Genomic DNA, 25,648 nt, shown 5'->3' with positions numbered 1-25,648 from the left:
CCCAGGCTCTGCGAGAATGGCGGATGTCCCGAAGTGTGGTCTGAGTCTAGGCAAAGCCCAAGTTGGCGCCTATGTCGTAACTGCTCAGCCACCGTGGCACTTTTTACCACTCGATCCCAACAGCGAAGCCTGTCATGCGCGAAAGCGATTCGGTCGCCGTGTACTTCCTCAATGCCATGTTCCACGCGCTGCGCGACCGTCCTGAAGTTCGCGATGCGCGTCTGCGCGCGGTCGGTATCGACCCGAACGTCATGGCCGACCCCCTGGCCCGGGTGCCGGCCCAGGCATTCGCCCGGTTGTGGCTGGACATGATCCATTTGCTCGACGATGAATTCTTCAATCTCGACAGCCACGGCATGCCACTGGGCAGCTTCGCTCTGATCTGTCGTGGTCTGATCCTCGAGCCGAACCTGGAAAAGGCCGTGCGCCAGTGCATCGGTTCCTTCGCGCTGTTCCTGCGTGACTTTGAGGCGGGCGTGACGGTGCGTGGCGGGCGTGTGGTGATCAGTGTGCAGTCGCACATCTCCGACCCTTTGACCCGGGTGTACGCGGAGGAAACTTATTTAGCGTTGGTCGTCAGTCTGCTCTGTTGGCTGGCCGGTCGACGCATCGCCATCGATCGCACCGAGTTCGCCTTGGCGCGCCCGGCCCAGGAGGACGACTTGCTGTTGTGGGGGCCGGACCTGCGTCTGGGCAGCGGACGCACCGAGGTCGAGTTCAGCAGCGATTACCTGAGACTGCCGGTGGTGCAGGACCTGGCGGGCCTGAAGAGCTTTCTGCGCACAGCGCCCCAAGGCCTGGTGATCCGCTTTCGCAACCAGAACGACCGGGTCGCCGAGGTATATCGCCACTTACGTGCACGGCGCTACGGCCAATGGCCAACGCTGGCCACCCTGGCCGAGCAACAGGGCCTCAGTGCCAGCACTTTCCGCCGTCAGCTGGAGCGAGAGGGGCGCTCGTACCAGCAGATCAAGGACGAAGTACGCCGCGCGATGGCCTTCGAGCACTTGCGTGAGGGTGTGTTGAGTATTGCCGAGATCGCTGAGCAGACCGGTTTTCAGGAACCCAGCGCATTTCACCGGGCGTTCAAGAAGTGGACCGGGCACAGCCCTGGTAGTTATCGGGCGCGGTTGCTCGGGCGCTGAACATTGCCTCGCAGGCCAAGGCTGTATTCAGAAGCGTGTGGTGCTGACGGTGATGTAGCCTTGATCGGCCAGGGTGATGCGGATCACTGTCTGGTCATCGGCCACCTTGCGCTTTTCCTTTATCAGCACGCCGTCGACTGCAATGCTGCGCAAGCGTTGGGGGATGGCGCGGCCGCAAGCATCGAAGAATACTTCACTGGCCAGTAACTCGATGCGCTCGATCAGTTGGCGGGTACGTTCGTCGGTGACGCAAAAGAACATCACGCCTGACCAGTGAGGGTCTTCATCGGGATTGCTGACGTCGTGTGCAAGCAATTCGCGTAGATTGCTGCGCAATTCGGCTATCGAGCGGTTGTGGGGGTGCATGCGGGCCTCCTCTGGATTGCGAGCTGGCGCCGGGCCGCTGTATCCCTGCGGCCTCGCGTCATCCAGAGGCGATGATGTTTTTTGCAACGATGGGCGACAAGTACGTCGCGTCCGAAAAACCTGAAGGAAAAGTCCGAAAAGGATTTGAGTCCTTGTGCTGGTTCGCTTGGAGGCTCCAGGCCACGCAGTCGAGCGCCGCTTCAGCGGCGCTCGACCTCGTTAGCGCAAAAGAACAGCGACAATACCCTTAACGGCCCGCTACTGGCTCGTCCTGCGAAAGTATCGCTTGGGCCAGTTCTTCGTCACTGGCCTGCAGGCCTGGGTTGTCCTTGCGCACTTGTTCCAGTGCGGATTCGACATACGCGCCACGAATCGCCCCACCGCTGGCGACGAAAGCCGACAGTTCGTCACGGGCGGGGATGATGCGCTTGTCGTCCTTGAAGGTCGAATACAGCGAAGCCGAAACACCGGCCGAAGTGGCGACATCGCCTGCATCGACGCGGGCCAGTGCGGCACCGGCCGAAAGCAGGAGCAGCAGTGCGGGGGCGAGCAATAGGTGGCGCATGTTGGATTCTCCAGGAATGTGAGGCCAGATTGGTTACCGCTCATTACATGAGAGAGCTGGAATCGTTGCGGAGTTCCCTGCGCCATTCCCGGCTGACCTCCCTTCCGGCCCACGGATGGCGTTGCGCCGCGGCAAAAGTGCGGACTTTGCGGTAAATAAACTTACGGATTGTTTCTGGGGGTATCTTTTCCTATCTGGTAGATATGCCAGGTTCGACTGAAAACTTGCATCGGTAGTATTTGTTCGGGTGTTCGGTGCTTCACGCTGAATATCGCTGTCGATAACTTACCGAGAAAAGAAGACTATGTCCGATACCTACTCCCAAGAAAATATCTCTAAAGTAAAAAAAGCGGGATTCGAATCATTGGCCGCGATGGCGGAACTGTCGACTGCCGAACTTCAGTCCGCTTTGGAAGCGGATGCGCCTATCGATGATGTTCAAGTCGAGGTGCTACACGCCGACGCGAGCGATGCCCGTGACAATGCGTTGATCATGGAAAAGAAAGTGCTGACCCATGCTTCGCCACTGTTGCCTACAGTGATTCAGCAGACCCCCGATCCTCACACTTCCAATTACCTGGATCTATTCGGTAACCGCGCGATCCGCTATGCCAGCCCGAGCGATGTCGCTTCGAAATTCTCGCCTGCCGCCTATCTGGTGCAGTTGTATCACCATGCGCAGTCCCTTTATCCCAAGGAGAGCGCTTGGCACATAGATACGCGCCGCCCGGACCTGAAGACGCTAGTGCTCAGCCAGACCAACCTGGACACGCCGGTGAGCGCGCTTAGCCTGTCCAACGACATCTTGTTGGAAAAGGCCATAAGTCTTGTCGAAGATGGCAATGAAAATGCTGTGCTACGCGGACTTGCCGAAGACTTGGGTAGCCGTTGCCTGCCCTATCATCACCATTACGGCAGGCTGCGCGCGGTGTTGACTCACAAGAGCCCTGATCTGCAACATCTGAGGGAAGCACCTCTGGTCATGCAGCAAATTCCCAAGGCCTCCCTGGCGAGCATCCACTACGATATTCCGCCCGCGTTGCACCGGTTTCTCATCGACCCCATCGACGAGAACAACGCCGAAGAGAAATATGCCGAGTACTTTCCCGGGACGAGCCCCGCGACGATGATGGATCCGTACCAGCTTCGCGTCTGGTCGGGGTTGTCGGATGCCGAGTTGCAGGACTTCATGGGGTCGCTGGACTACTCGGAATATGTGGGCAATACATTGACCGCACGGATTGGCGGCGATATGTTTAAGCTGACTGTCGAGGCAGTTAAAGATCAAGGACACTTTGAATATTTGCGGATTTATCCGACGGGTGATGATGGTTGGGAAGTTGCTGTCAAATTCAAAGAAGTGTCTGGCGGTTCTCACTGGTTTCGGATTAGTGAGTTCAATGGTGATAAAGCCAGTCGGGCAGAGTTTTCAACGAGGGAGAATGGCGAAGAAGCGTTAATCAAGGGTAAGGAATACAGGAGTACTTTTAACTATGCGTACGATCGCCTGACTGAACCTTTCATCGTTGAAACCCGGCGTGGTGCGTCAGGCTGGTTTACTTACAGGCACCGCTTCCATCTTGAACGCCTGAGCCCAGCCCTGTATCTGCTCAGGTTGCATAAACTTATTAGCCTCCACAAGGCCACTCAGCTTCCCCGGCGTGTGCTCGAAGACATCATAGACAGTGTCGATCCCAAGCAAATTACCCAAAATACGCTGGCGGTCCTGTTCCAGTCGGCCCAATCGGTACGTGAATACGGTATCTCTTATGAAGACGCACTGCTGCTGGCGCGTGGAGACATATCGACGACGGCCCGCGAGGGCGAGATCAGCCAATTCGATCGACTTTTCAACAATCCACCGTTGGTGCCTGAAAGCTTCCTGTTCGACGAAACGCTGGTGTATCTGAACCCTGAATTTGCCACTGAGGAGAATGGCAGCGTGCTGGCCACTTTGCGTCGAGCTTGTCAGGTCGATGAGGAGGGGTTGTACGAGCTCGGCTTGTGTCTGGCTGCCGCCGAGGGGGAAAAAGTCACGGTCCGAAGGATAAGAACCCAGGTTTCCAGGCTTTATACCCTGAGCCTGTGGGCACGTCTCCACGGCCTGCGGCCTGCCGAATTGCGCCAACTGCTGACCCTGCTCGGTTTGCCGAAAGAGCTTTTCCTGGAGTCGGCGGATTGCTGGCTGCAATTGTTCCAGAGGCTTTCGGCAACCGTGAAGTGGTTGGCCAAGCGCAACTGGACGGTACATGACCTGCACCTGATGACACGACCGGTAACCGACATCGCCGCCAGTGCGCAAATCCTCAACCTGCAGCGCGACATGAAGGCTGCGCTCGATCGCGTCCAACTGCCTGATGCGCCCTCCGATACCCAGCTCGAAGCGTACACGCGTGCACTTACGCCGGTGATCGCCTCCACGTTCAATCTTGGCGCAGAGACGGCAGCGCAGGCATTGTTGCACTGGGCCGACCAAGGTAAACCGGGTGGCCTCACGCTGTTGAGCGCCTGTACCACCTTGCGTGAAAACGATGCTTCGGTGGGTCTTGCGGGTGTGACTGCCTTCACCTACGGCCTGGCACAAAGGGCGCTGATAGTGCATGCCTGCGACCTGGGCGCCGACGCTCTGGACATGCTGGTGCAGCGGCCTTGGCGACTTCTAGGGGCCACCCAGGGCGAAGACCCGCGCGCCACCGTGCTGGATCTGTCGCTGCATACGATCATGGCCTTGGCCGACTTCAGTGACTGGTTGAAACATCTGCCCGATCCGGACGGTGCTGGTGGCGGATTGCTCGCCGCACTGAGCGAGGAGGGCGATGTAACCCTGGAGAGTCTGGCCAAGGCCACAGGCATGGCGCCGGTAGCGCTCGCTCAGGCAGCGGAACACGCGCACCAGCGCAACCAAGTGAAGGATCCAAAGAAGCTGTCCCACTGGAGCGAGATCGATGCCTTGCGTCAGTGGACTGGGCTGGCCAGTGCGCTCGATGTAATGCCTGCCGCGCTAGGCGACTTGCTCAAGCTGGATTTTGCCGCACCGGCAAGCAGCGACGAGAGCTGGGCGTTGTGGGCCAACATTGCCAACGCCTTCGTGGCTGGCCTGAACACCTCGCGAATGGCGCAGGTCCAATCCGAAGTGCTCGCCCCCATGAGCCATGCGCTGAGTGGATTCGTCGCGGCTCGACAAAGGGTGACCCGTGACCGGCTCGATCAGTACCTGCTGCTCGATACCGCTAATGGGCCTCAGGTCATCACTTCGCGTATAGCCGAGGCGACGACGGCGGTGCAGGCGTTCATTAACCGCTGTCTGACCCAGCCGGAGGACAAGTCGGCATTGGTCAGCGAGGTCGTGGGCCGCGAATTCTTCCGTGACTGGACCCGATGGAATGCCCGCTACGCCACCTGGTCTGCCGGGCAGCTGCTGATGTACTACCCGGAGAACTACATCGACCCCATCGTGCGGTTCGGCCAGACCCAGGCCATGGACGACATGCTGCAGGCCCTGGGGCAAGCACAAATCAACCACGACACGGTTGGCGATGCCTTCCAAGGCTATCTCAGCGCCTTCGAGCAGGTAGCGGACCTTGAAACCGTCAGTGGGTATCACGACAGTCGTGAGGAGAATAGTGGCCGATCCTATTTCGTTGGACGCGGTCGCGGCACAGTGGGTGAGTATTGGTGGCGCACGCTCGACGAAAGCAAGCGAAGCGTGGACGGCGTGCTACCGGCCAATGCATGGAGCAGTTGGACCAAGATCGAACTCACACCCCAGGTGGTGGGAGGTCTCATTCGGCCGGTGGTGTTCCGCGAGCGCTTGTATCTGGGCTGGGTGGAATGCGAGAGCCAGGTCATTAGCCGTAATGATAAGGGTGTCCCGACAACCACCGTATCGCGTTGGTCTTTCAAATTGTCGTGGCGGCGCTACGATGGCAACTGGAGCACCCCGCAAGATTACCCTATCGACATCCATGGAGCCATTGAAAAGCAAGACCTTGGATTGCTGCTTTGCGCCAGGCCTGGACGTAACTGCCTGACGATGGCGCTCTACAGCCGTAAAGGTGAGCCGCAACCGGCTAACGTCGAGCTGCCGGGTCTTGAAATCCATGACGATCTAAAGTCGAAGCCGATAAAAATTTTACCTGTGGTCACCCGGGTCAGAAAATGGCTGGACACCCAGAGCCATATCGGCATGTGCGCGATCTATGACGAAGGCAGCGATCCGGTAATCCAGCCGGGTATGTTGCCGGCGGCGGGGTCGGTTCCACCCACAGGTTTCTCGGTATTCTCCACCAGGCTGTCTCAGCAGCCACAGATCCACTTGGATGATCATTGCCAGAATTATGAACTGACCTTCGGTTGCACATTGGACGTTGATGCTCAACGGCCCCGTGTTCCCAACAAATGGGCAACGGCTTTGGTGACGCGTTATCCGGAATTGGCCAACGATAACTCGATGTGCGAGATGCTGGTCGATAGCCCACATGGTGCTGCCATCTCGCGCTCAGAAGGCAACACGCGGTTTGTGTACTTCTGCGTGAAAGCGTGGCATTTCCGAGAGGCGGTGTTCGGCTCTGACTTCGTAACGAGCGTCAGGGATCATCATCATAAAAAAAGCGCTGACATCGAGGATGTCCTTGATGATACCGGTCATTATCGCTGCATGAAGTTTCAGGTGAACATGTCTCATAGTTTAGCGTCTGCGAGCGTTGATTTCCAAGGAAGGTTTTCGGTTGTCAATAAAACATATAGCCTGCTCCAGTTGCTGAACGCTGTGCCCAGCTCCGTCAGGAAACTACAGCCGAGTTCTTATGTAAGGAGGATGGGGATAGTTCCGGCTTCGGAGGTGTCGTGCACCGTCTACAGCGCTGACCGCAGTCACTTCTATACCAGTAAAGCGACGCGAAACTACGACCCTTTCGAGAGTAGCTACTCGATTCACTTCAATATCCGCGCGCCCATCGGGAGTATGGCGGATTGGAAAGATACGGACGGAGCCGCGCATAAAGTCCGGTTTCAATTTGGCACCGGTAATTATCGCGACTACTTGATTCATGTTAACAAGGCTCCGGATAATCTGCGCACCGCTGTCATCGGCGCCACAGCGTATGGCGCCCAGTATCTAGAACGCAGGGGTTGGGTCACTCGGTTGAACACGCTGTTTGCTCGTCAGTTGACCGAACGAGCGGTTTCCGGACTGGACCAGATCCTTAGCTACACCACCCAGAATCTGCCTGAGCCGGGCATCGGTGTGACAGCCCGGCTAACGCTGCCGACATACATCCAGAATTCCCACGGCACGCATCGCAGTGTCGAGATCGTACTGGCTCACTCCAAGACCCAGCATACAGTGCTGTGGAAAGGGGCGCTCAGTGACGACGCGGAGACGGTGGTGGATGTGACGTTCGCTTCCGGTGCAACGTTTGAGAAAACCAAGCGCTACTATCTGCAAATTCGCTATCAAAAGTATAAGCATAACGCTGAAAAGGACTCGATCATCATCGACAGCGCCGATCTGAAAGTGCTGCAGAGTTCCGCCATAGCCCTGCCAAACAGCAAGAAGCTGAGCCCGAACAATGTCAAAGCCGTGGAGGTCATGCCACGCGAGGCGGCGGTGCCGATGGACTTCACCGGCGCGAACGCGCTGTATTTCTGGGAGCTGTTCTACTACGCACCGATGATGGTGATGCAGCGGTTCCTCCAGGAAGAGCGCTACGACCACGCTGAACAATGGCTCCGTTATATCTTCAACCCTTTGGGGTATGGCGATGGGGCTGGGCACGCTTCGCGCTTGTGGAACGTACGCCCCCTGGAAGAGGACAGTTCGTGGAACGATGAGCCGCTGCGTTCGCTGGACCCGGATGCCGTGGCCCAGAACGACCCCATGCACTACAAGCTCAATGCATTCATGCGGCTGTTGGATATCAACATCGGTCGTGGCGATGCCGCTTATCGCAAACTGGAACGAGATAGCCTGGCGCAGGCCAAGATGTGGTATCAGCGCGCCCTGGAGCTGTTGGGGGACGCGCCCTGGACTCCGCCGGCAACCGGTTGGAAAGAGCCACTGCTGGGGCAACTGGCCTCGTCCGAAGCATGCAACCGACGGCTCGACCAGTTGGAGTGCCTGACGCGTGGCGTGCAGAGCGCCGCCAACAAGGCGCCTGCGCAGGTGGATTTCCTGCCAGAAGCCAACCGGGTGATGCTGGGCTATTGGGAAACCCTGCGCCTGCGGCTTTATAACCTGCGCAACAACCTGAGCCTGGATGGCCAGCCTTTGAACCTGCCCTTGTATGCCGAGCGTGGCGATCCCAAAGCGTTGCTGGCCGCGGCAGTCGCTGCCCAGGCAGGAGGCGAGGGTGCGCTGCCTGAGATCAACGGCGTACCGGCACTGCGTTTCACCCACCTGCTCGACGGTGCTCGCACCATGGTCAGCCAACTGATCCAGTTCGGCAGCACCATGCAGGGCATTCTCGAGCGTCAGGACGCTGAGGCGTTGGCCAGCTTGCTGACCACCCAGGGTGCGGAATTGGCGCAGAGCAACGTGGCGCTGTTCGAGCAGAGGCTCAACGAGCTCGCTGCCGAACGCGTGACCCTGGAGAAGTCGCTGGAATCTGCCACGCTGCGGCGCGACCACTATCACGGATTGTACGAAGCAAACATCAGCAGCCGGGAAATGCACGCACTGGAATTGCAGATGAACGCCGGCGTCATATCGTCTGGAGCCAACTTGCTCGAGGCCTCCGCTGCCATAGCGAGCCTGATGCCGACCATTTTTGGTCTTGCCAACGGTGGCGGTAAGCCTGAATCGCCAGTGAAAGCGGCAGCCAAGACCGCTAACGTCCTGGCCCAGATACAAACTTTAGCGGCTTCGCGGATCAGCCAGGAAGAATCCTATCGCCGCCGACGCGTCGATTGGAATCATCAGTGCAAGATGGCGGAAAAAGACATGGCGATGATCCAGGCGCAGCTCGAAGCCTTGGACGTGCGTGAAACTTCCGCGCAAATGCAGCTTGCGCATCAGCGTACGCAGTCTGCCCATGCCGAGGCACAACTGGCCCTGCACCATGGCAAGTTCACCGGCAAGGCGATGTACAGCTGGCTGCGCGCCCGCCTTGCGAGCATTTTCTACACCTACTACGACCTTGCGGTGACTCGCTGCCTCATGGCGCAGAGCGCGCTGCAATGGGAAATGGGCGACACCACCACCTATCTGCGCACCGGCACCTGGAATGGAGCGTGGGCCGGCCTGCTGTGTGGCGAGGGTCTGATGCTGGCTTTGGGGCAGATGGACCACGCCTGGACCCAGTGGCAAATGCGTGAGCTGGAGGTCACGCGCACCGTTTCGTTGGCCAAGGTGATGCACGGCAATCTCAAGGTGGGTACACAGGACGTCACCCTGGGTGAGGCGGTCCAGGCGCTCATTACCGGGAAAACCGTGGCTGTCGATACCGGCCTGCCACTGTGCGAACTGTCCATGAGTGGTGAAGGCACATTGTCGATCCAGTTTGGCCTCAAATCGCTCAACCTTGCGGCCGGCTTCGAGCAATCCACGTCGCGGCGCGTTCGCAGCATCGCTGTCACCCTGCCTGGGTTGATGGGGCCGTACCAGAATGTGCATGCGCGGCTCACGACCTCCGCCAGGGGCTTGCCGGTCGGGTGCGACCAGAGCGCCATTTCCCATGCCGTCAAGGACACCGGGATGTTCACCGAGCTCAATGGCTATCCGTTCATGCGCCAGGGAATCCAGCTGTTGCCGTTCGAAGGGTTGCGCATTCCGGCGCCGACCGATGTTGACGAGACCACGCTGACACTGCACTTCCGAAGCGCCAACCAGGACCAGAAGGCCCTGCTGGAGAGCCTGAGCAACATCATTCTGGACGTGCAGTTCACCGTTCGCTGAGGCCTGGGAGGGCGTCCGCGCCCTCCCGCTAATCCCTTTCTATGCTGGCTGTCCCGCTGCGGCGGGATGGCTGCAAGGAGCAAGATAATGACCCATACAACTGACACCGCGGCCGGTGGCAGCCGTGACCGCTTGTTCTCCCCGCCTTCGTTGCCCAAGGGCGGCGGGACGGTAGCGCCGGACAGCGGAATGCTGTCCATCGGTGGCGCCGACGGCGCTGCAGGCTGGACGCTGCCTTTGCCATTGCCGGCAGGGCGCACTTTGTCCCCCTCGCTGACACTTGCCTATAGCTCCGAAGGTGGTAATGGTGCATTCGGTGCTGGCTGGCAATGCAATCCCGCCAGCATCAGCCGCATGACCCGCCTCGGCGCACCTCGGTACAACCAAAGCGACCGTCTGCTGGGCGCCGATGGTGAGGAGATCCTGCCCGACGCCAGTGGCCCTCGCATAAAGGCCAACCTGCCATTCTCGACCGTCCCGGCCGAGCACCGGGTCACCCCTTGGGTGCGCCGCAGCGGTGGCCGGGACGAGCGTCTGGAGCACTGGTGTGCCACGACGCAGACCGATTCGCCCGGGTTCTGGTTGCAGTATCACGCCGACGGCAGCATCACCCTGTTCGGCTGGTCGCCCACGGCCCGTCTGGCCGATCCGCAAGCGCCGGCGCATGTGGCCTGTTGGTACGCCGAAGAGACTGTCAGCGCGACTGGCGAGCACGTGGTGTACGAGTACCGCAAGGAGGACGACGCCAATTGCGAGCCAGCCGAGCTGTCCGCTCACGGTCAGGCCACCGGCTGCTACCTGAGCGCTGTCCATGCCATGAATGCGACGCCCTGTGACTGGCTGCTGATTCCACAAGGTGCCTTCCGCGCCCAGGATTTCATGACCCTGATGCTGTTCGACTATGGCGAGCGTGGCACCGATGTGCAGACACGCCCGCCGTTTCAGGCGACAGCGCCGTGGCCCATGCGAGAGGACTGTTTCTCGCATTGGCGCTGGGGCTTCGATCAGCGTGTGCGTCGGCTCTGCCACGATGTTTTGCTGTGGCACCGCACGGGTATGATGGCAGGGCAGACGGACACCACCGCGCAACTGGTGTCACGTTTGCACCTGAGCTACGAGCAAAGTGGCGTGACCTCGCTGCTGCTATCGGCGCAGCAAGTCGCTTATGAGGTCGATGGTGAGCCGCTGCTGTTGCCCCCGATCGAGTTCGAGCTGACCCGGCCTGGGCGCGACGTCTCGCAATGGGAGGCCTTGCCCGAGCTCGACGGGTTCCATGCGCCGCGCTGGCAGTTGGCCGACCTCTACGGCGAAGGGGTACCTGGACTGCTGTACCTGGATAACAACGCGTGGTGGTACCGGGCGCCGCAGCGTAGCCAGCATGACGTCATCGATGCGGTGACCTGGGATCGACCGCAGATGCTCCCGCAGGCGCCTAGCGCGCAGCTCGGCAGTGGTCAGTTGGTCGATCTGGATAGCAGTGGCCGGCCCCAGTGGTTGGTCAATCTGCCAAGCATGCGCGGCAGTTTCACACTGGCTCCCGACGGTCAGTGGAACCATTTCATCAGCATGGACGCGATGCCGGGCGAATTGGCCCATGGCGCCGCGCAGTTGGTCGACCTCTCGGGCGATGGTTGCCAGGATCTGGTCATGGTCGGCCCGCGCAGTGTGCGTCTGTATGCCAAGCAACGCGGAGCAGGTTGGAGGGCCGCGCAAGAGGTCAACCACGGCAGCGCGTTGCCCATCGTCGGTGGCGAGGACCGCATGGTGGCCTTTGCCGACCTGACAGGCAGTGGCTTGCAGCAGATGCTCGAGATCACCGAACGGGGAGTGCGCTACTGGCCTGCCAAAGGGCATGGCAGCTTTGCCGAACCGGTCGAGATGCCGGGTTTCGCCATCGAGGGCTTCGCCGCGAGTCGGGTACTGCTGGGCGATACGGACGGCAGCGGCACGGTGGATATCCTGTATGTGCAATCCGACCGGGTGCGGGTGTTCGTCAACCAGTCAGGTAACCGCTTCGTCGAAGGGCCGTGCGTGATGGCGCCCGATGGCGTGGTGCTGGATGACACCTGCAAGCTGCAGTTGGCCGATCTGCGCGGGCAGGGCAGTGTCGAACTGGTGCTGACCCAGACGCACGTGCAACCCCGCACCTGGGCTTATCGCTTCAATGGTCGACGGCCTTGGTTGTTGGCCGAGGTCTGTGACAACAGCGGCAGTCGTGTGCTGTTCGACTACCGCAGTTCCGCGCAAGCTTGGCTCGATGAAAAAGCCGAGCTGCAAGGCCAGGGCCGCCCGGCGGTGTGCCACCTGCCGTTCCCGGTCCATACGTTGTGCCAGGTGACCACACTCGACGAAATCAGCGGTTTGCGCACCGTCACCGGCATGCGCTACCAGGGCGGGGTGTGGGACTGTCAGGAGCGCGAATTTCGGGGGTTTACCCGCTTGATCCAGACCGACACCCTGGAAAATGCCCAAGGCAACGCCGCGGAACGCTCACCACCGGCCCAGGTGCACCACTGGTTCCTCAGTGGCAGCGACGCGCATGACACCGATACTCCAGGGGCATTTTCCAACCCTGACAGCGTCGAGTCTGCGTTTGCCTTCCGAGCGCTACGCTTCACCCAGCTGCAAGGTGGGCGGGAGGTGCCGTTCGAGCCGGAGGGGGCCGCGCGTCGTTGGTTGCTGCGTGCCCTGCGGGGCAGGTCGCTGCGCAGCGAAACCTATGGACTCGATGGCAGCGAGCGGGCATCGATACCCTATGCCATCGAACGCCGTCGCTGGCAGATACGGGTGCATCCGACCGCTCACCCTGACCGGCCTGCGGCGCTGGTCACGGAAGTGGAAACCCTGACGTTCGCCACCGAACGCATCGCTCAGGACCCGGTCGTCACCCAGCGCGTGATACTGGCCCAGGACAGCCAAGGCTACGTTCTACAAAGCGCCGATCTCTGCTATCCGCGCCAGTCCCAGCGAGGCGGATCGATTTACCCCGACGACCTGCCAGAGGGGCTGGAAGCAGCGAGCCGTGATCCGCAGCAAGACAAGCTGTGGCTGACCCTGTCGCGGACCAAGGTGCACAACCTCGAGGAGGGTCACTGCCATGTCTCCGGCCTCGCCGAAACCGTTCGCACCGATGTACTGGCATTGCCCGCCACGGCGATCGCCCAGGGCGGCTTCGATGTCGAAGGCCTGCTGGCCGCGGAAGGGCCGTTGGCGAGCCTGGGTCAAGCGACCCTGACAGGCTACAGCCGCACCCGCTGGTGCGACGCCCAGGGTGCGCTATGTGACCTTCCGGTGCGTCAGGCTCTGGTGGCCTTTACCGAGACCGCCTTGCTCGACGAGGCGGCGTTGGATGTGCTTCGGGACAACCTGCCGAGTCAGGGGGTGGGGGATTGGTTGGAAGCGTGTGGCTACCACCCGGTGACCTTGCCGGAGGATGGCGCTCGGCTCCATGTCGGTCGCCATGACTTAGCTCGTTACTACGGTCCGGAGATGTTCTATCGGTTTTCCGGCACCCGTGAGAGCGAAATGATGGGGCAAGGTCAGGTCGAATGGAGCCCCCATGCAGTGGCGATAACCCGGATCACCGATGCGGCTGGCCTGCAGAGCGCGGTGCGCTATGACTGGCGTTTCATGACCCCGGTCTCGATCACCGATGCCAATTCGAACGTGCAACAGGTGGGCCTCGATGCGCTTGGCCGGGTGGTGGAGTCTCGCATGCATGGTAGCGAGAACGGTGTCGCCACCGGCTATGGCAGCCAGTCGTTCAGCCTGCCGCAAACCGTGGAGGCCATGCTGGCCCTGCGCGGTGGCGACGTTCCGGTGGCTACTGCGCACCGGCAGGTCACCGACAGCTGGATGCCGTGGGCCCGTGACCGCGATGGCCGGGTCCTGCCGACCCGCATGGGCGAGCTCGCCTTGCGTCGTCATCTGCAACGCCACGGCTTACCGGCACCGAACCTGGCAGAGGAACGTCAACCGCCCCATGTCATTACCTTGCAGACCGACCGTTACGACGGCGATCCGCAGCAGCAGGTGCGCCTGAGCATCAGCCATGGCGATGGGGCAGGGCGTGCGTTGCAGAGCGCGGTGCTGAGCGCACCGGGCGAGGCTCTGGTGCGGACTTCCGAGGGCCGGTTGCAGACCGACGCCCAAGGCAAGGCCGTCTTCGCCCACGCACCCGTGCGCTGGGCAGTGAGCGACAAGACCGAGTACGACAACAAGGGTCAACCGGTGCGCACCTGGTTGCCGTATTACCTCAACGACTGGCGCCTGGTGCGCGACGACACCGCCCGCGAAGGTCTGTACGCCGATACCCACCTATACGACGCCCTGGGGCGGGTAATACGCGTGGTGACCGCGGCGGGCAAGGAACGGCGTACGCAGTTCTATCCCTGGTTCACCGTTTCGGAAGATGAAAACGACACGGTTCAATGAATTGCCCAGGCAAAAGGAGTACATCGATGCCTGTCATCACCCACAAGGCGGTACATCGCAACACCCCGACCGTGACGGTGCGGGACAATCGCGGACTGGTCGTACGGGAAATCAGCTACCATCGCCACCCGGCCAGGCTGCAACAGACCGACACCCGAATCACTCGGCATCGTTATGACGCGCGAGGATTCAAGGTACAAAGCTGTGACCCGCGGCTGCACGCTGCGAGTCTGAACAACTTCACCTGGCTCTACGACATCGGCGGCCAGCCACTGCGCACCCGCAGCGTCGATACCGGTGTGACCGTGCAACTGGTCGATGCCGCAGGCCGGCCCAGGTTGGCCGTTACCCAGGTAGCGGAAGACGAGCTGGGCCAGGAAGACCGCAGCCAGGCAGTGACCCGCACCTGGCATTACGAGACCGCTACTCGGCTCGGGCGTCCACTGGGCATCAGCGAGCAGGTCGCAGGCCAGCCTGCGTGCCGCATCGAGCGCATCGTCTATGCCGGCAACAGCGCAGCGGAACAGGCCGTCAACCTGGCCGGTCAAGTCAGCCTGCATTTTGACACCGCGGGCTTGACGCAGACTCACGCCATCACCCTCACGGGCGTACCCCAGCGGGTTACTCGCCGTCTGCTCGCCGACGCCGACGACCCGCTGGTGACTGCCGACTGGCAGGGCAGCGATGTCGAGCACTGGATGGCCGCGTTGCAGCCACCCGACCAAGCGGCGTGCACTAGCGCCTCTGCCGATGCCACGGGGGCGGTGCTGACCAGCACCGATGCCGCGGGCAACGTTCAGGAGCAAGCCTACGATGTGGCCGGGCTGCTCAAGGGCACCTGGTTGACGCTCCAGGGCAGCCGTCGGCAGGTCATTCTCAAGGCCATGAGTTACTCGGCAGCGGGCCAGAAACTGCATGAAGAGCATGGTAACGGGCTGATCACCCGTTACCGCTACGAGCCATGCACCCAACGTCTTGCCGGGATCCGCACCGAGCGCCCGCAAGGGCATGCATTGGGCGCGAAGGTGCTGCAGGATCTGCATTACACCTACGATGCGGTCGGCAATGTGCTCAAGGTGCGCGACGATGCCGAGGATATTCGCTTCTGGCGCAATCAGAAGATAGAACCTGAATGCACCTACAGCTACGACAGCCTCTACCAATTGGCCAGCGCGACCGGACGAGAGATGGCCAACGCCGCTCGGCAAGGCCGCCAGTTGCCAGAGCGCCAGGCGCTCGATAACGCGACGTTCACCCAGTACACACGCACCTATGACTACGACAGCGCCGGCAACCTCATGCGCATTCGCCACAGTGCCCCGGCCAGTGGCAACAACTACACCCTCGACATTACCATCAGCGACCGCAGCAACCGAGGGGTGACCAACGCCTTGACCGAAGACCCGGGCCAGGTCGATCGGTTGTTCACGCCAGGCGGGCTGCAGAAAGTGCTGGCGCCGGGGCAACAGTTGGCCTGGACGCTGCGTGGGGAGCTGCACAGTGTCGCATCTGTCATCCGCGAAGGGGGTGTGAGCGATCAGGAAAGCTACCGCTACGATATCGGCAATCAACGCATCCTCAAGGTCAGCTCGCAATTGCATGCAGGGACGACGCAACGCCAACGGGTGCTCTACCTGCCCGGATTGGAGCTGCGCCGCACCTCGAACGACGACAGGCTCAGCGAGGATTTGCAGGTGGCGTCGGTCGTCGCCGGCGATGCGGCCAAGGTCCGTGCGCTGCGCTGGATCAGCGGCAAGCCAGACGATATCGACAACGATCAACTGCGCTATGCCTATGCCGACCATCTGGGCAGTGCCAGCCTGGAAGTTGATGGGGACGGGGCGGTCATCAGCCAGGAGGTCTATTACCCGTTTGGCGGCACCGCAGCCTGGGCTGCCCGTAGCGAGGCGCAAGGGCGCTACAAGACCGTGCGCTACAGCGGCAAGGAACGCGATGCCACTGGGCTCTACTATTACGGGTTCCGTTACTATCAGCCCTGGGTCGGTCGCTGGCTGAGCGCGGATCCGGCGGGGACGGTGGATGGGCTGAACCTGTATGCGATGGTGGCTAACAATCCCATGGCACTGGTGGACAATGACGGCTTGATGCTTTCGCTTTTCAACGCGGCTAAAGGGGCTGTCAACGCGGTCAAAGGTTTCATGGGACTTGGGGAACAGAACGCATCGGCAAGTAGCAGTTCGGACTCATCCCCAAGCCCATCTCCTCCGGCGTCTCCTGCACCAGAGCGAAGTCCATCACCTGCGGCGTCCACTGAACCCGAAGACAACGAATCGCCGCAGCCTGGTCCTTCCAGTTCAGATCCTACGGAACAACTAACTAACACAAGTGAGAAACCAAACACTTCAAAGAAAAACCGCGGGCAGAGAAAGAAGAAACAAAACACAAAACCCAAGTTGCCCGGGCAACCCAGGGCGAACCAGCGTCAGCCTGAAACAATCGATGAGCGTGAAGCTAGGCTCCATGCCGAGGGCGTTGCATTGAACGGAACATGGGGGCTGCCCGGTTCAGAGACTTACAGAAAACTGCGACGCCGACGTAGAGACGACCTACCTACTGGCTCCACAATCAAGGCTCTCGGCCAGACGGAAAACAACGACGGAATTGGCGAGCTGATCATTCTCACGGAGGGACACCATTTCGCCAAAAATCGCGGCGAAGGGTACATTCATATTATCAAAGAACACAAGCCAGACTTTGAATTTGTCGGGATTAAGGAAGACCAGATATTACCGTTAGTAATGACTGCGCGGGTGTCTGGTGAATACATCGGTAATAATGCCGGGCAGAAGCTACGCTTGGTATACGAAACGGAATTCAATGGCACGCGGAGAGAAGTCGCCATCCAGATGAAAGGTCAGACGATCCTTAGTGCCCACCCTTCCAGAAGAGAGGAACAACGCTATGGAAAGAAATGGAGGGCTTGACGTACCTCAAGTTTGTTTTGTGCGTTTAACGATATATCGGATCGCCGGTGATGCTTAGATTGGCTCATCGCGTATGTGATGAAAGCCAAATTATGGTTGTTGAACAGCAACCAACATAGCGCCCATCCATTTAAGCTGACCCGCAGCTCTAACCAGAGCTGCGGGTCAGTTTCGTCCTTCTCAACCCGTTCACCCTGGTCCCAATTGCCTGCCTGAGCGACTAGTTGCCCTTCTGTGTTACCGGTATTGCGATCAGTGCTTTGTGCCCAGGTTCGCTTACGTTGTGCCACGCCGTTCCATTACCGCCATGAGCGTGACGACAATCCATCCAGCACCACCTCGCATGCCGCCCCCCAGCTCGCGCTTCCCGGCTGTTGCCTCAGCACCGCCAAGCCATCCGCAGTGAACGTACCCGGCGTGGCGATCGCTTCACCGAGTGCCTTGAGGCTTTGCTCCGGCTGCCGTTTTCCAGCGGTGATGCAGTCCTGCATGTTGCCCAGCACTAGCGCACGCGCCTGTTCAGGGGGCAGGCCCTTGTCGCTCAGCCACTGCTGCAGATCGTCCAGCAAGAAGTAGAACCAGCCATTCATGCAGGCCGCCACGGTGGCCAGCTCGAACGCGGGCTCATCCGCCAGTACCACCAGCTCGCCCAGCAAACTCAGACACTGCTCCGTCTGGGGATCCGCTGGGCAGACAACCACCGTCGACGCGTTGTACTGCGCACTGTATGACAGCATGCCGCGCAGGCAATGAGCGCCTGGGAAAGCGGCCGCAAGGTGCGCCAGATCGATACCCGCGATCAGCGACACCAGCCGCTGCCCCGGGCGCAGGCTGACTTCGCTGGCCAGTTGCGAGAGGGCGTCGGGGCGTACACCGACAATCACCCAGTCGGCCTCGTCCACCACCGCCTGATTGCTCGCCAGCACCTGGCAGCTGTGCTCGGCTGCCAGGGCCGCGGCACGTGCGGCGTTACGCGGTGACAGCAAGATGGCCTCGGCGAAGCCGGCACGGCGCAGGCCATGCACCACTTTCTCGGTCAACTCGCCAACCCCGAGAATGCCCAGCTTATGCATGCAACCTCCTTGTTCAGCGTTGTCGGTCAGCTCAGTGCAGACGTTTGCGCACGCCCTCGCAGGCCTGTGCCTGCTCGGTCAGGGCGTCGAGGTGTTCGTCGCGTTGCTGCTCGGCCTCGAGCATCGCATCCTCGCCCTGTTGGTTGAGCAGGTAAGTGTGAATCTGCATCACCTCGGCGCTTTGGTAGATCGGGGCGATATCCAGGCGGCCAATCAGTGCACCGCTGGCCTGGCCGGTGCTGCTCATCAACACCTGCGGCCCATTGGCAGCCACCACTTGCATGCCCAGCGCCTCGAACCAGGCGACCTGGGCTGGCAGCGAGTCGAGTTCCACACAGGCGTAGCGCGCTTGCAGGTCTTCGAGCAGCGCGCGGGCGATGCCCTGACGGCGATGCGCGGGCGACACCACCAGAAACGCCAGGGCGCAGGCCTGCGGATCGTCCTGGGCCGGCAGAGTCAGGGCGAATCCGAGCATCTGCTCGGGTGCTTCTGCGTCCAGTGCCAGGGTCAGCTCGACCTTGAGCCCACGGGTGCCGTCCATGGCTTGCAGGTACTGATGCACCTCCATGCCGACGCCGTACTGGTACAGCGGGTAGAGGGCGTTGTCCGGGCTGATGGCGACGCTGCTCAAGGTGCTGACGTGATGGATGACCAGCTCGCGGATCTGGTTCTGGAAGGATTCGGGCGGCACGCTGTCGAGGCGGCTCAGGATAAACATCGGTAGAAAGGCTCCGGCTCGGGGTGAACAGGCGCGCCTTGGCGCGCGCTGCCCAGTTTAACCGTTTTTGCCGAGCAGGCCTCAGAACCAGCGGTCGTTCTTCTTGCGGCCACGGGTCAGCGCCGGCAAGATCAGCCCCGCCAGCAGGCCGGCCCCGGCGATGCTGCCGCCGTAGACCATGTAGCGCATCATCACCTGCTTGTTTTCGTCGCCCAGTCGTGCCTGGGTGTCTCGCAGGCTCGATTGGCTCTGGTCGAGCTGCTCGCCGAGCGCCTGGTTGCGCGCTTCCAGTTCGTCGATCAGCTTCTTGCGCGAGTCGAGGGTTTCCTGCATGCCCTGTACGCGGTTCTTCCAGCTGTCATCGATGGTCTTGAGCTGTGCGGACAACTCGGCGACCTGTGCGTCGAGCTGGGGCAGGCGTTCGCCCTGTCCGGGCACCGACTGCAGGTCGCTGGTGAGGATCCAGACCACGTCGCCATTTTGCCCTCGCACCTGGCTGTAGTTGCCCTGGCTGCCGAGCAGGGTGAGCTTCTGTCCGGATTTGAGCGTACCGACGATGCGATGACCATCGGTGGGACCGCTGCGCACATAGGTGCTCAAGCTGTCGCTGACCCAGCGCGCGTCGCTGGCCGGCTCTTCGGCATGCGCCGGGATAGCCAGGGCTACCAAGGCGGCGAGAAGGCTGCCACGCAGCACGGGCAGGGCGGAGGAAGCGGGACGGGAATCAGGCATGTGGGGTCTTCGCTGCAGCAGGACAAAAACAGGCCCGGTGATTGGGCCAACGAACCGGTCGGTGAGTTGACCGTCAGGCAAAGACCGTTTTTTTGCGGGCTGGTTCACTGCTTTGGATCGGAACTAAAAAAAAGGGGCATATCGTAATGCCAGTCAGTTAAGGTCTCATGCTCATCTATTGGGGCCGCGTTGCGGCCCTTCGCGGGTAAACCCGCTCCTACAGGTTTTACGCTCGAATCAAGGCGGCGCAGTCCGCGTGCGGGTTTACCCGCGAAGGGCTGCAAAGCAGCCCCAATTGGCTTAATTGACTGGCATCAGGGTATATCGTGGCAGATCACCCCGTGGGTGCTTCTGGCCGCCATCGCCGACCCCTGGCCCGGATAGAGGCGGCGCTGCGTGGCTGAGCGCTAATCTCGGGCCTAGGGCCCTCAGAAGTCGATGGTGCCGGAGAACTTCACCAGGCGCGGCTCGCCTTGGGTCAGGTAGCCGCCGTTGGCGGAGGCCCAGTAGTTCTTGTTGGTCAGGTTCTCCACGTTCATGCGCACCGTGATGTCCTTGTCCCAGCCTTTGAAGGTGTAGCGCGCACCGGCATCGAAGCGGTTCCAGGCCGGTAGCTCGAGATTGTTGGCTTGGTCGGCGAACTGGCCACCGGTACGCAGCATGCGCGCGTTGAGCGCGGCCCCTTCGATGCCTGGGATGTCCCAGTCGACGCTGGCGTTGAGCTGGAAGGTCGGCACGCCGATGGCATGATTGCCATCGTTGGCGCCACCCTGGGTGTTCTTCAACTCCGAGGTCATGCGCGTGCCGCCGGCCATCAACCGCAGGCCATGGATCGGCTCGCCGAATACGCTGAGTTCTATACCTTTGTTGACCTGTTCGCCGTCGTGTACGAAGACACTGTCCTCGACATAGCCATCGGTCGGCTTTTCGATGCGGAACACGCCCAGGTTGGCACCGAAGGTCTGCAGATCCAGCTTGATGCCCGCTTCGAGCTGCTTGGTGCGTCCTGGCGGGAAGGCCTGGCCGGCGTTGGTGATACCGCTGCCGGAGGCGGTCGAGCCCTTGGCCAGGCCTTCGATGCGGTTGGCGTACAGCGACACCGATTCGGTCGGCTTGTAGACGATGCCGTAGACCGGGGTGGTGATGCTCTTGTCGTACAGTGCGGTACGGCTGCCGTCGGAGTCGTCGAAACTGGTACCGTCGTAGCTGTAGCTTTCCACACGCAACTGCTGGCGACGGATGCCGTAGGTCAGCAGCAGCCGGTCATCGAACAGGCCAACGGTGTCAGAGAGGGCCAGGCCACGGTTGCGTGTTTTGCCGGTTACGCCTGGGTCGCCGAGGTCACCTCCGGACAGGGATACATCGGTGGGCTTGGGCAGTTTGCTTCCGTGGTAGATGTCGGTATTGCCCGCCGTGGAGCGGTAGAACACATAGGCGTTTTCCTGCTGGGTCCAGATGGTCGTCGCACCGATCGCGATCTGGTGGCTCAACGGGCCGGTCTGCAGGCGGCCATTTAGGCCGGCTGCGAAGCTGACATTGTCCTCGTTGTGCGGTATCTGCGAGCCGCCGATGGTCGCCGTGCCGTCGTTGCCGACCAGCTTAGGGGTGCCATACACGCCCGTCTCTCGGGTGTGCTTGGCGCCACCGGCAAGGTAGGCGGTCCAGCTGTCGTTCAGGTCCCAGTCGCCACGGAGCATACCGAAGGTGTCTTCGGTCTCGGTGTAGGTCCAGCTTTGCCCGTAGTTGTGCTTGGCGTCGGGAGCGGTAGGAATGCTCGTCGCGGAGCCCAGTTGCACGCTGTTGCGCAGGTGGTTGAGGCGCTGCTTCTGGTAGCCGAAATCGGTGGAGAGGCGGAAGTCGTCGCCGCGGTAATCCAGACCGGCGACGAACAGCTTGGTGCGCTGGCTCTGGTCGTCGACGGCGGTGTCGCCTTCGCGTTGGCTGAGATTGACCCGCGCACCCCAGCGGTTGTCCTCGCCAAAACGCTGACCCAGGTCCAGATGCTCGCCGATGCGGCCATCGCTGGTGATGTCCTGGGTGTAGCGGCGGGTCGGGGTATCGCCGGCGCGCTTAGCCACCAGGTTGACCCCGCCACCCAGGCCACTGCCGGTGGGCGATGCGCCGTTGATGAAGGCACTCGGGCCCTTGAACACTTCGACGCGCTCGATGGCATCGGTGGACAGGATCTGTCTCGGCAGTACGCCATACAGGCCGTTGTAGGAGATGTCGTCACCGGTCAACGGCAGGCCACGGATCACGAAGACCTGGGACTGATTGCCGAAGCCGAACGACTGGCGCACCGAGGGGTCATTGAGCAGCACGTCGCCGACGTCTTCGGCCTGCTGGTCTTCGATCAGCTTGGAGGTGTAGCTGGTCATGGTGAACGGCGCGTCCATCATGTCCTGGTTGCCCAACACGCCCATCTGCCCACCGCGGGCGACCTGGCCACCGCTATAGGCCGCTGGCAACGTATTGGAGTTGACCTTCTCGACGCTGGCGGAAATATCGGTCGCCCCCAGTTCGATGACCGGGTCGGCGGCCTGGGCCAGGAACGAGACCGAACAGCACGCAGCGAGCAGGGTGGGGCGGAACGGGAAAGGGAAAACCATCGGTGGCACCTGTGAAGAGTTGAGCGCCACCCTGGCGATGAGATCCATTTGCAGGTGCAGATGGTAGCATCTGCGATTGCGAATTAGTATCAATCGCTAACGAAATTTTCACATCTGTCGTGTCCCCTCGACGGACTGGGTCCAGCGAATGATCTGCCGGGCGCAATAGGCTCCGGTGAGGATGACGCCGAACAGCCGCAATGTCTGCATCGCCAATACCAGGCCGACATCGGCATGGGTTTCCACCGCGATGATCGCCATCGCATCCAAGCCGCCTGGGCTGGTCGCCAGGTACATGGACAGGAAGTCCGTACCCATGGCCATGGCCAGTCCCCAGGCGCACGCTGCGCACAGCAGGATCAGCGCCACTGCACCGGCGACCATGGTAGGCAGGCGTTTCCACACGTAGCGCACGGTCGGGCGATCGAAACGCAGGCCGATGTAGCAACCGATAGCGCCGTAGGCGAAGGCCAGCAACGGCTCCGGGAGGGATATGGTGAGCGCTCCGCTCAGTTGCAATGCTCCCCCGATCAGCAGCGGGGCGAGCAATGCACCGGCAGGCATGCGATTGCCTACGACCAGACCCAGCAGCACCACTGCCACGCTTGCCAGGATATTGATGAGGTGCGGGCCTTCGTTCAGCGCCGGAGCATTGGCGACCGCGCCACTCCCGGGGGTGGCCCCCAACAGATGACTGACCAGTGAACCGATCATCACCACGCACACCACCCGCACATACTGCATGGTCGCCACCACACGGGCATCGGCGCCGTTTTCCTCAGCCATCGACACCATCGCCGACGCCGCTCCCGGCGCCGTGCCCCAAGCTGCGGTGCTACCGGGGATGCCGCCCAAGCGCACGGTGCCCAGGCCGACCAAGGCGCTGAGCACGACGGTGATCAGCGTCGCGAGCAACATCAATGGCCATGATTGCGCCACAGACACCAGCACCGCCCAGGTCACCGAATGGGCGACCAGCAGACCGACGCAACCTTGGCCGAAGCGAAATACCTGTCGATTCAGGCTCAGTCTTGCACCCGATACGCCGAACAGGATGGCCACCAACATGGGGCCGAGGAACAACCCCGCCGGTACGGTCAGGTGATGCAACAGTTGCCCGACAGCTGCCGCGCAGAGCAATAGAGCGGGCCATTGGAAGAGCTTCATGGATGAGCCGGATGGGGCGATCTGCAATGTCGATACTCCTTGCACAGCGATAACGCAGGCTGACAGCGCCAGCGCGGAAAATTATCGACGGCGCAACCGATCAAGTCTATTTTCTACTTTTGATGAACCTATAACTGACATTCATGAATCATGGACCTGCGTGACCTGACCTATTTCGAAACCATCGCCGAGCTCGGCCATCTCGGGCGTGCTGCCGAACGCCTCAATCGCAGCCAACCGGCATTGAGCAAGAGCATCCAGCGCCTCGAAGAATCGCTGGGCACGCGGCTGTTCCAACGCGATGGCCGGCGCATCAAGCTGACCGAGGTGGGCCAGTTGCTGCTGACCCGAGGCAAGCAACTGCAGCTGAACATCGCCGAAACCGAGCGGGAGGTGCGTGACTTCGCCAACGGGCTGGTGGGCAACATTCGCCTGGGCTGTGCGGCGAGCATGTCCGATCACCTGTTGCCTCACCTGACCGCCGCGCTGCTGGAGCGGGCGCCGGACGTCACGCTCAAACTGTCGATTGCCCAGGATGACGTGCTCAAGGCGTCGCTGCGAGCAGGGCGCCTGGATGTGATCATCTCGCCGCAGATCGCCGACGATCCGCAGTTCACCACCCACGCCATCCTCGAGGACGAAGCCATTGTGGTGGCCAGTGTCGATCATCCGGTGTTCGCCGGACCTGTCGTCCTGGAGGATCTGTGCCAGTACCGCTGGGTGCTCGGTGGTCCGACGGTGATGGCCAGGCGCTGGATCGACAACGTGTTTCTTGCCAATCGTCTGCCGGCGCCCCAGGTGCAGATCGAAACCAACGCCCTGTCATTGTTGCCACGCCTGATTGCGCGCACCCAGCTGCTAAGCTTCGCCGCGCGGGAAACCTTGGCGTATGGCATCGGCCAGTCCTGGCTGCGGGAAGTGCCCTTGGAGGCGACCACCATGCGCCGGACCGTGGCGGTGTCGGTTCGCAGCGAAGGTTACCTGCCGCCAGCGGCGGCGGCGCTGGTGACATTGCTCAAGGAGCAGGGGCGCAGTTTTTTCGAGCGCGACTGAAGCCGACGCTACCCTCTGGCCGGACTCAGCGTTGGCCAAGCAAGGACAGGCAACGCTGGACCATTGCGCTGCTGTCGCCCTTGCGACGACTGAGAATGATCGGGCTGACCGCACTGCTGTCGAGCAGGCTTGCGTAGGCGATATCCGGGCGATGCTGTTGCTGTACCGACTCCGGCACCAGGGTCACGCCAAGGCCCACGGCAACCAGGCCGATGGCGGTTTGCAGTTCATTGGCCCATTGGCTGACCTTGACGCTCAGGCCGTGGTGGGCGAACAGCGCCATCACGTGGTCGGCATAACTTGGCCGAGGGTTGGCCGGGTAGAGGATGAACGGTTCCCGCGCCAGTTGTTCCAAGGTCAGCGCTGTGCCTGCCAGGGCATGGCCCTTGGGCAGTACCGCTACCAGCGGGTCCTCGCGCAGCACCTGCTGGGTGATAGCCGGGTCGTCGATACGGATGCGGCCGAAGCCGATGTCGATGCGCCCGTTCTTCAACGCCTCGACCTGTTGCACAGTGGTCATTTCGTTTAGCCCGAGTTCCAGTTCGGCATCCTTGCGCAGCTCGCGGATCAATTCGGGCAGCACCGTGTACAGAGTCGAGGGGGCAAAACCGATGCCCAGCCACTGACGCTGGCCCTGGCCGATGCGCCGGGTGTTGTCGCCCACGGTCTGCAATTGCTGCAACAGCGTGCAGGTCTGCTCGTAGAAGTAGCGCCCGGCCTCGGTCAAGCGTAACGGTCGCTCACGCACCACCAGCAAGGTCCCCAATTGATCTTCGAGCTGGCTGATCTGCCGGCTGAGCGGAGGTTGGGCGATGTGCAGCAATTCGGCGGCGCGGGTGAAGTTCAGCGTTTCGGCCAGGACCTTGAAGTAGCGAAGGTGGCGCAGCTCCATCAGACCTCCAGGGTATCGTGGGAGATTCATTTGATATTGGACGATGGGCAGGGTC

General features: G+C 61.3%; 13 protein-coding genes. 5 read left to right on the top strand and 8 right to left on the bottom strand.

Annotated elements, in window-relative coordinates:
- Positions 1-134 precede the first annotated feature (134 nt).
- Complete coding sequence (locus E2H86_RS08485; RefSeq protein ID WP_133326652.1) at positions 135-1,145, top strand: AraC family transcriptional regulator; 1,011 nt, start codon at positions 135-137, stop codon at positions 1,143-1,145.
- 27 nt (positions 1,146-1,172) lie between these two features.
- Here the strand turns inward: E2H86_RS08485 and E2H86_RS08480 are convergent, their stop codons facing one another.
- Together E2H86_RS08480 and E2H86_RS08475 are read right to left on the bottom strand one after the other, a co-directional pair.
- Positions 1,173-1,511: a hypothetical protein gene (locus E2H86_RS08480; RefSeq protein WP_133326650.1), complete on the bottom strand. Its 339-nt coding sequence runs from the start codon at positions 1,509-1,511 to the stop codon at positions 1,173-1,175.
- Positions 1,512-1,758: 247 nt separating this feature from the next.
- Positions 1,759-2,076, bottom strand: a complete 318-nt coding sequence (locus E2H86_RS08475) for a DUF2388 domain-containing protein (RefSeq protein ID WP_133326648.1) — start codon at positions 2,074-2,076, stop codon at positions 1,759-1,761.
- A 304-nt stretch (positions 2,077-2,380) separates the two neighbouring features.
- Here E2H86_RS08475 and E2H86_RS08470 point away from each other — a divergent pair, with 304 nt between their 5' ends.
- The 3 genes from E2H86_RS08470 (at position 2,381) to E2H86_RS08460 (ending at position 17,349) form a co-directional block, all read left to right on the top strand.
- Positions 2,381-9,970 (top strand): neuraminidase-like domain-containing protein, encoded by a 7,590-nt coding sequence (locus E2H86_RS08470; protein ID WP_133326646.1) that lies wholly within the window; start codon positions 2,381-2,383, stop codon positions 9,968-9,970.
- 87 nt (positions 9,971-10,057) lie between these two features.
- Complete coding sequence (locus E2H86_RS08465) at positions 10,058-14,404, top strand: SpvB/TcaC N-terminal domain-containing protein (RefSeq protein ID WP_165976045.1); 4,347 nt, start codon at positions 10,058-10,060, stop codon at positions 14,402-14,404.
- A gap of 26 nt (positions 14,405-14,430) precedes the next feature.
- On the top strand, positions 14,431-17,349 hold the full coding sequence (locus E2H86_RS08460) for an RHS repeat-associated core domain-containing protein (protein ID WP_133326641.1): 2,919 nt from the start codon (positions 14,431-14,433) through the stop codon (positions 17,347-17,349).
- Positions 17,350-17,648: 299 nt separating this feature from the next.
- Here the strand turns inward: E2H86_RS08460 and E2H86_RS08455 are convergent, their stop codons facing one another.
- The 5 genes from E2H86_RS08455 to E2H86_RS08435 form a co-directional block, all read right to left on the bottom strand.
- Positions 17,649-18,422 (bottom strand): NAD(P)-binding domain-containing protein, encoded by a 774-nt coding sequence (locus E2H86_RS08455; protein WP_133326639.1) that lies wholly within the window; start codon positions 18,420-18,422, stop codon positions 17,649-17,651.
- A 31-nt stretch (positions 18,423-18,453) separates the two neighbouring features.
- Positions 18,454-19,140, bottom strand: coding sequence for a GNAT family N-acetyltransferase (locus tag E2H86_RS08450; protein WP_133326637.1), 687 nt, complete (start codon positions 19,138-19,140; stop codon positions 18,454-18,456).
- Between the two features lie 81 nt (positions 19,141-19,221).
- Positions 19,222-19,872 carry a TIGR04211 family SH3 domain-containing protein gene (locus E2H86_RS08445; protein ID WP_133326635.1) on the bottom strand — a complete coding sequence of 217 codons (651 nt, stop codon included), beginning with the start codon at positions 19,870-19,872 and terminating at the stop codon, positions 19,222-19,224.
- Positions 19,873-20,300: 428 nt separating this feature from the next.
- Positions 20,301-22,481, bottom strand: a complete 2,181-nt coding sequence (locus E2H86_RS08440; protein ID WP_133326633.1) for a TonB-dependent receptor — start codon at positions 22,479-22,481, stop codon at positions 20,301-20,303.
- A gap of 108 nt (positions 22,482-22,589) precedes the next feature.
- Positions 22,590-23,648, bottom strand: coding sequence for an AbrB family transcriptional regulator (locus E2H86_RS08435; protein ID WP_133326631.1), 1,059 nt, complete (start codon positions 23,646-23,648; stop codon positions 22,590-22,592).
- A 150-nt stretch (positions 23,649-23,798) separates the two neighbouring features.
- On the opposite strand from E2H86_RS08435, the gene E2H86_RS08430 reads away from it, so the two are divergent.
- Complete coding sequence (locus E2H86_RS08430) at positions 23,799-24,701, top strand: LysR family transcriptional regulator (RefSeq protein ID WP_133326629.1); 903 nt, start codon at positions 23,799-23,801, stop codon at positions 24,699-24,701.
- Positions 24,702-24,726: 25 nt separating this feature from the next.
- Here the strand turns inward: E2H86_RS08430 and E2H86_RS08425 are convergent, their stop codons facing one another.
- On the bottom strand, positions 24,727-25,593 hold the full coding sequence (locus E2H86_RS08425; protein WP_133326627.1) for a LysR family transcriptional regulator: 867 nt from the start codon (positions 25,591-25,593) through the stop codon (positions 24,727-24,729).
- Positions 25,594-25,648 lie beyond the last annotated feature (55 nt).

Origin of the sequence: Pseudomonas putida (assembly GCF_004357765.1) — a bacterium.
Classification (GTDB): domain Bacteria; phylum Pseudomonadota; class Gammaproteobacteria; order Pseudomonadales; family Pseudomonadaceae; genus Aquipseudomonas; species Aquipseudomonas putida_U.
This window is presented reverse-complemented; position numbering and strand designations above follow the sequence as displayed.

Coding starts and splice junctions, on each gene's coding strand:
- E2H86_RS08435 (WP_133326631.1), bottom strand. CDS start 23,648: ATGAAGCTCTTCCAATGGCCCGCTCTATTGCTCTGCGCGGCAGCTGTC.
- E2H86_RS08440 (WP_133326633.1), bottom strand. CDS start 22,481: ATGGTTTTCCCTTTCCCGTTCCGCCCCACCCTGCTCGCTGCGTGCTGT.
- E2H86_RS08460 (WP_133326641.1), top strand. CDS start 14,431: ATGCCTGTCATCACCCACAAGGCGGTACATCGCAACACCCCGACCGTG.
- E2H86_RS08475 (WP_133326648.1), bottom strand. CDS start 2,076: ATGCGCCACCTATTGCTCGCCCCCGCACTGCTGCTCCTGCTTTCGGCC.
- E2H86_RS08430 (WP_133326629.1), top strand. CDS start 23,799: ATGGACCTGCGTGACCTGACCTATTTCGAAACCATCGCCGAGCTCGGC.
- E2H86_RS08455 (WP_133326639.1), bottom strand. CDS start 18,422: ATGCATAAGCTGGGCATTCTCGGGGTTGGCGAGTTGACCGAGAAAGTG.
- E2H86_RS08470 (WP_133326646.1), top strand. CDS start 2,381: ATGTCCGATACCTACTCCCAAGAAAATATCTCTAAAGTAAAAAAAGCG.
- E2H86_RS08445 (WP_133326635.1), bottom strand. CDS start 19,872: ATGCCTGATTCCCGTCCCGCTTCCTCCGCCCTGCCCGTGCTGCGTGGC.
- E2H86_RS08485 (WP_133326652.1), top strand. CDS start 135: ATGCGCGAAAGCGATTCGGTCGCCGTGTACTTCCTCAATGCCATGTTC.
- E2H86_RS08465 (WP_165976045.1), top strand. CDS start 10,058: ATGACCCATACAACTGACACCGCGGCCGGTGGCAGCCGTGACCGCTTG.
- E2H86_RS08450 (WP_133326637.1), bottom strand. CDS start 19,140: ATGTTTATCCTGAGCCGCCTCGACAGCGTGCCGCCCGAATCCTTCCAG.
- E2H86_RS08480 (WP_133326650.1), bottom strand. CDS start 1,511: ATGCACCCCCACAACCGCTCGATAGCCGAATTGCGCAGCAATCTACGC.
- E2H86_RS08425 (WP_133326627.1), bottom strand. CDS start 25,593: ATGGAGCTGCGCCACCTTCGCTACTTCAAGGTCCTGGCCGAAACGCTG.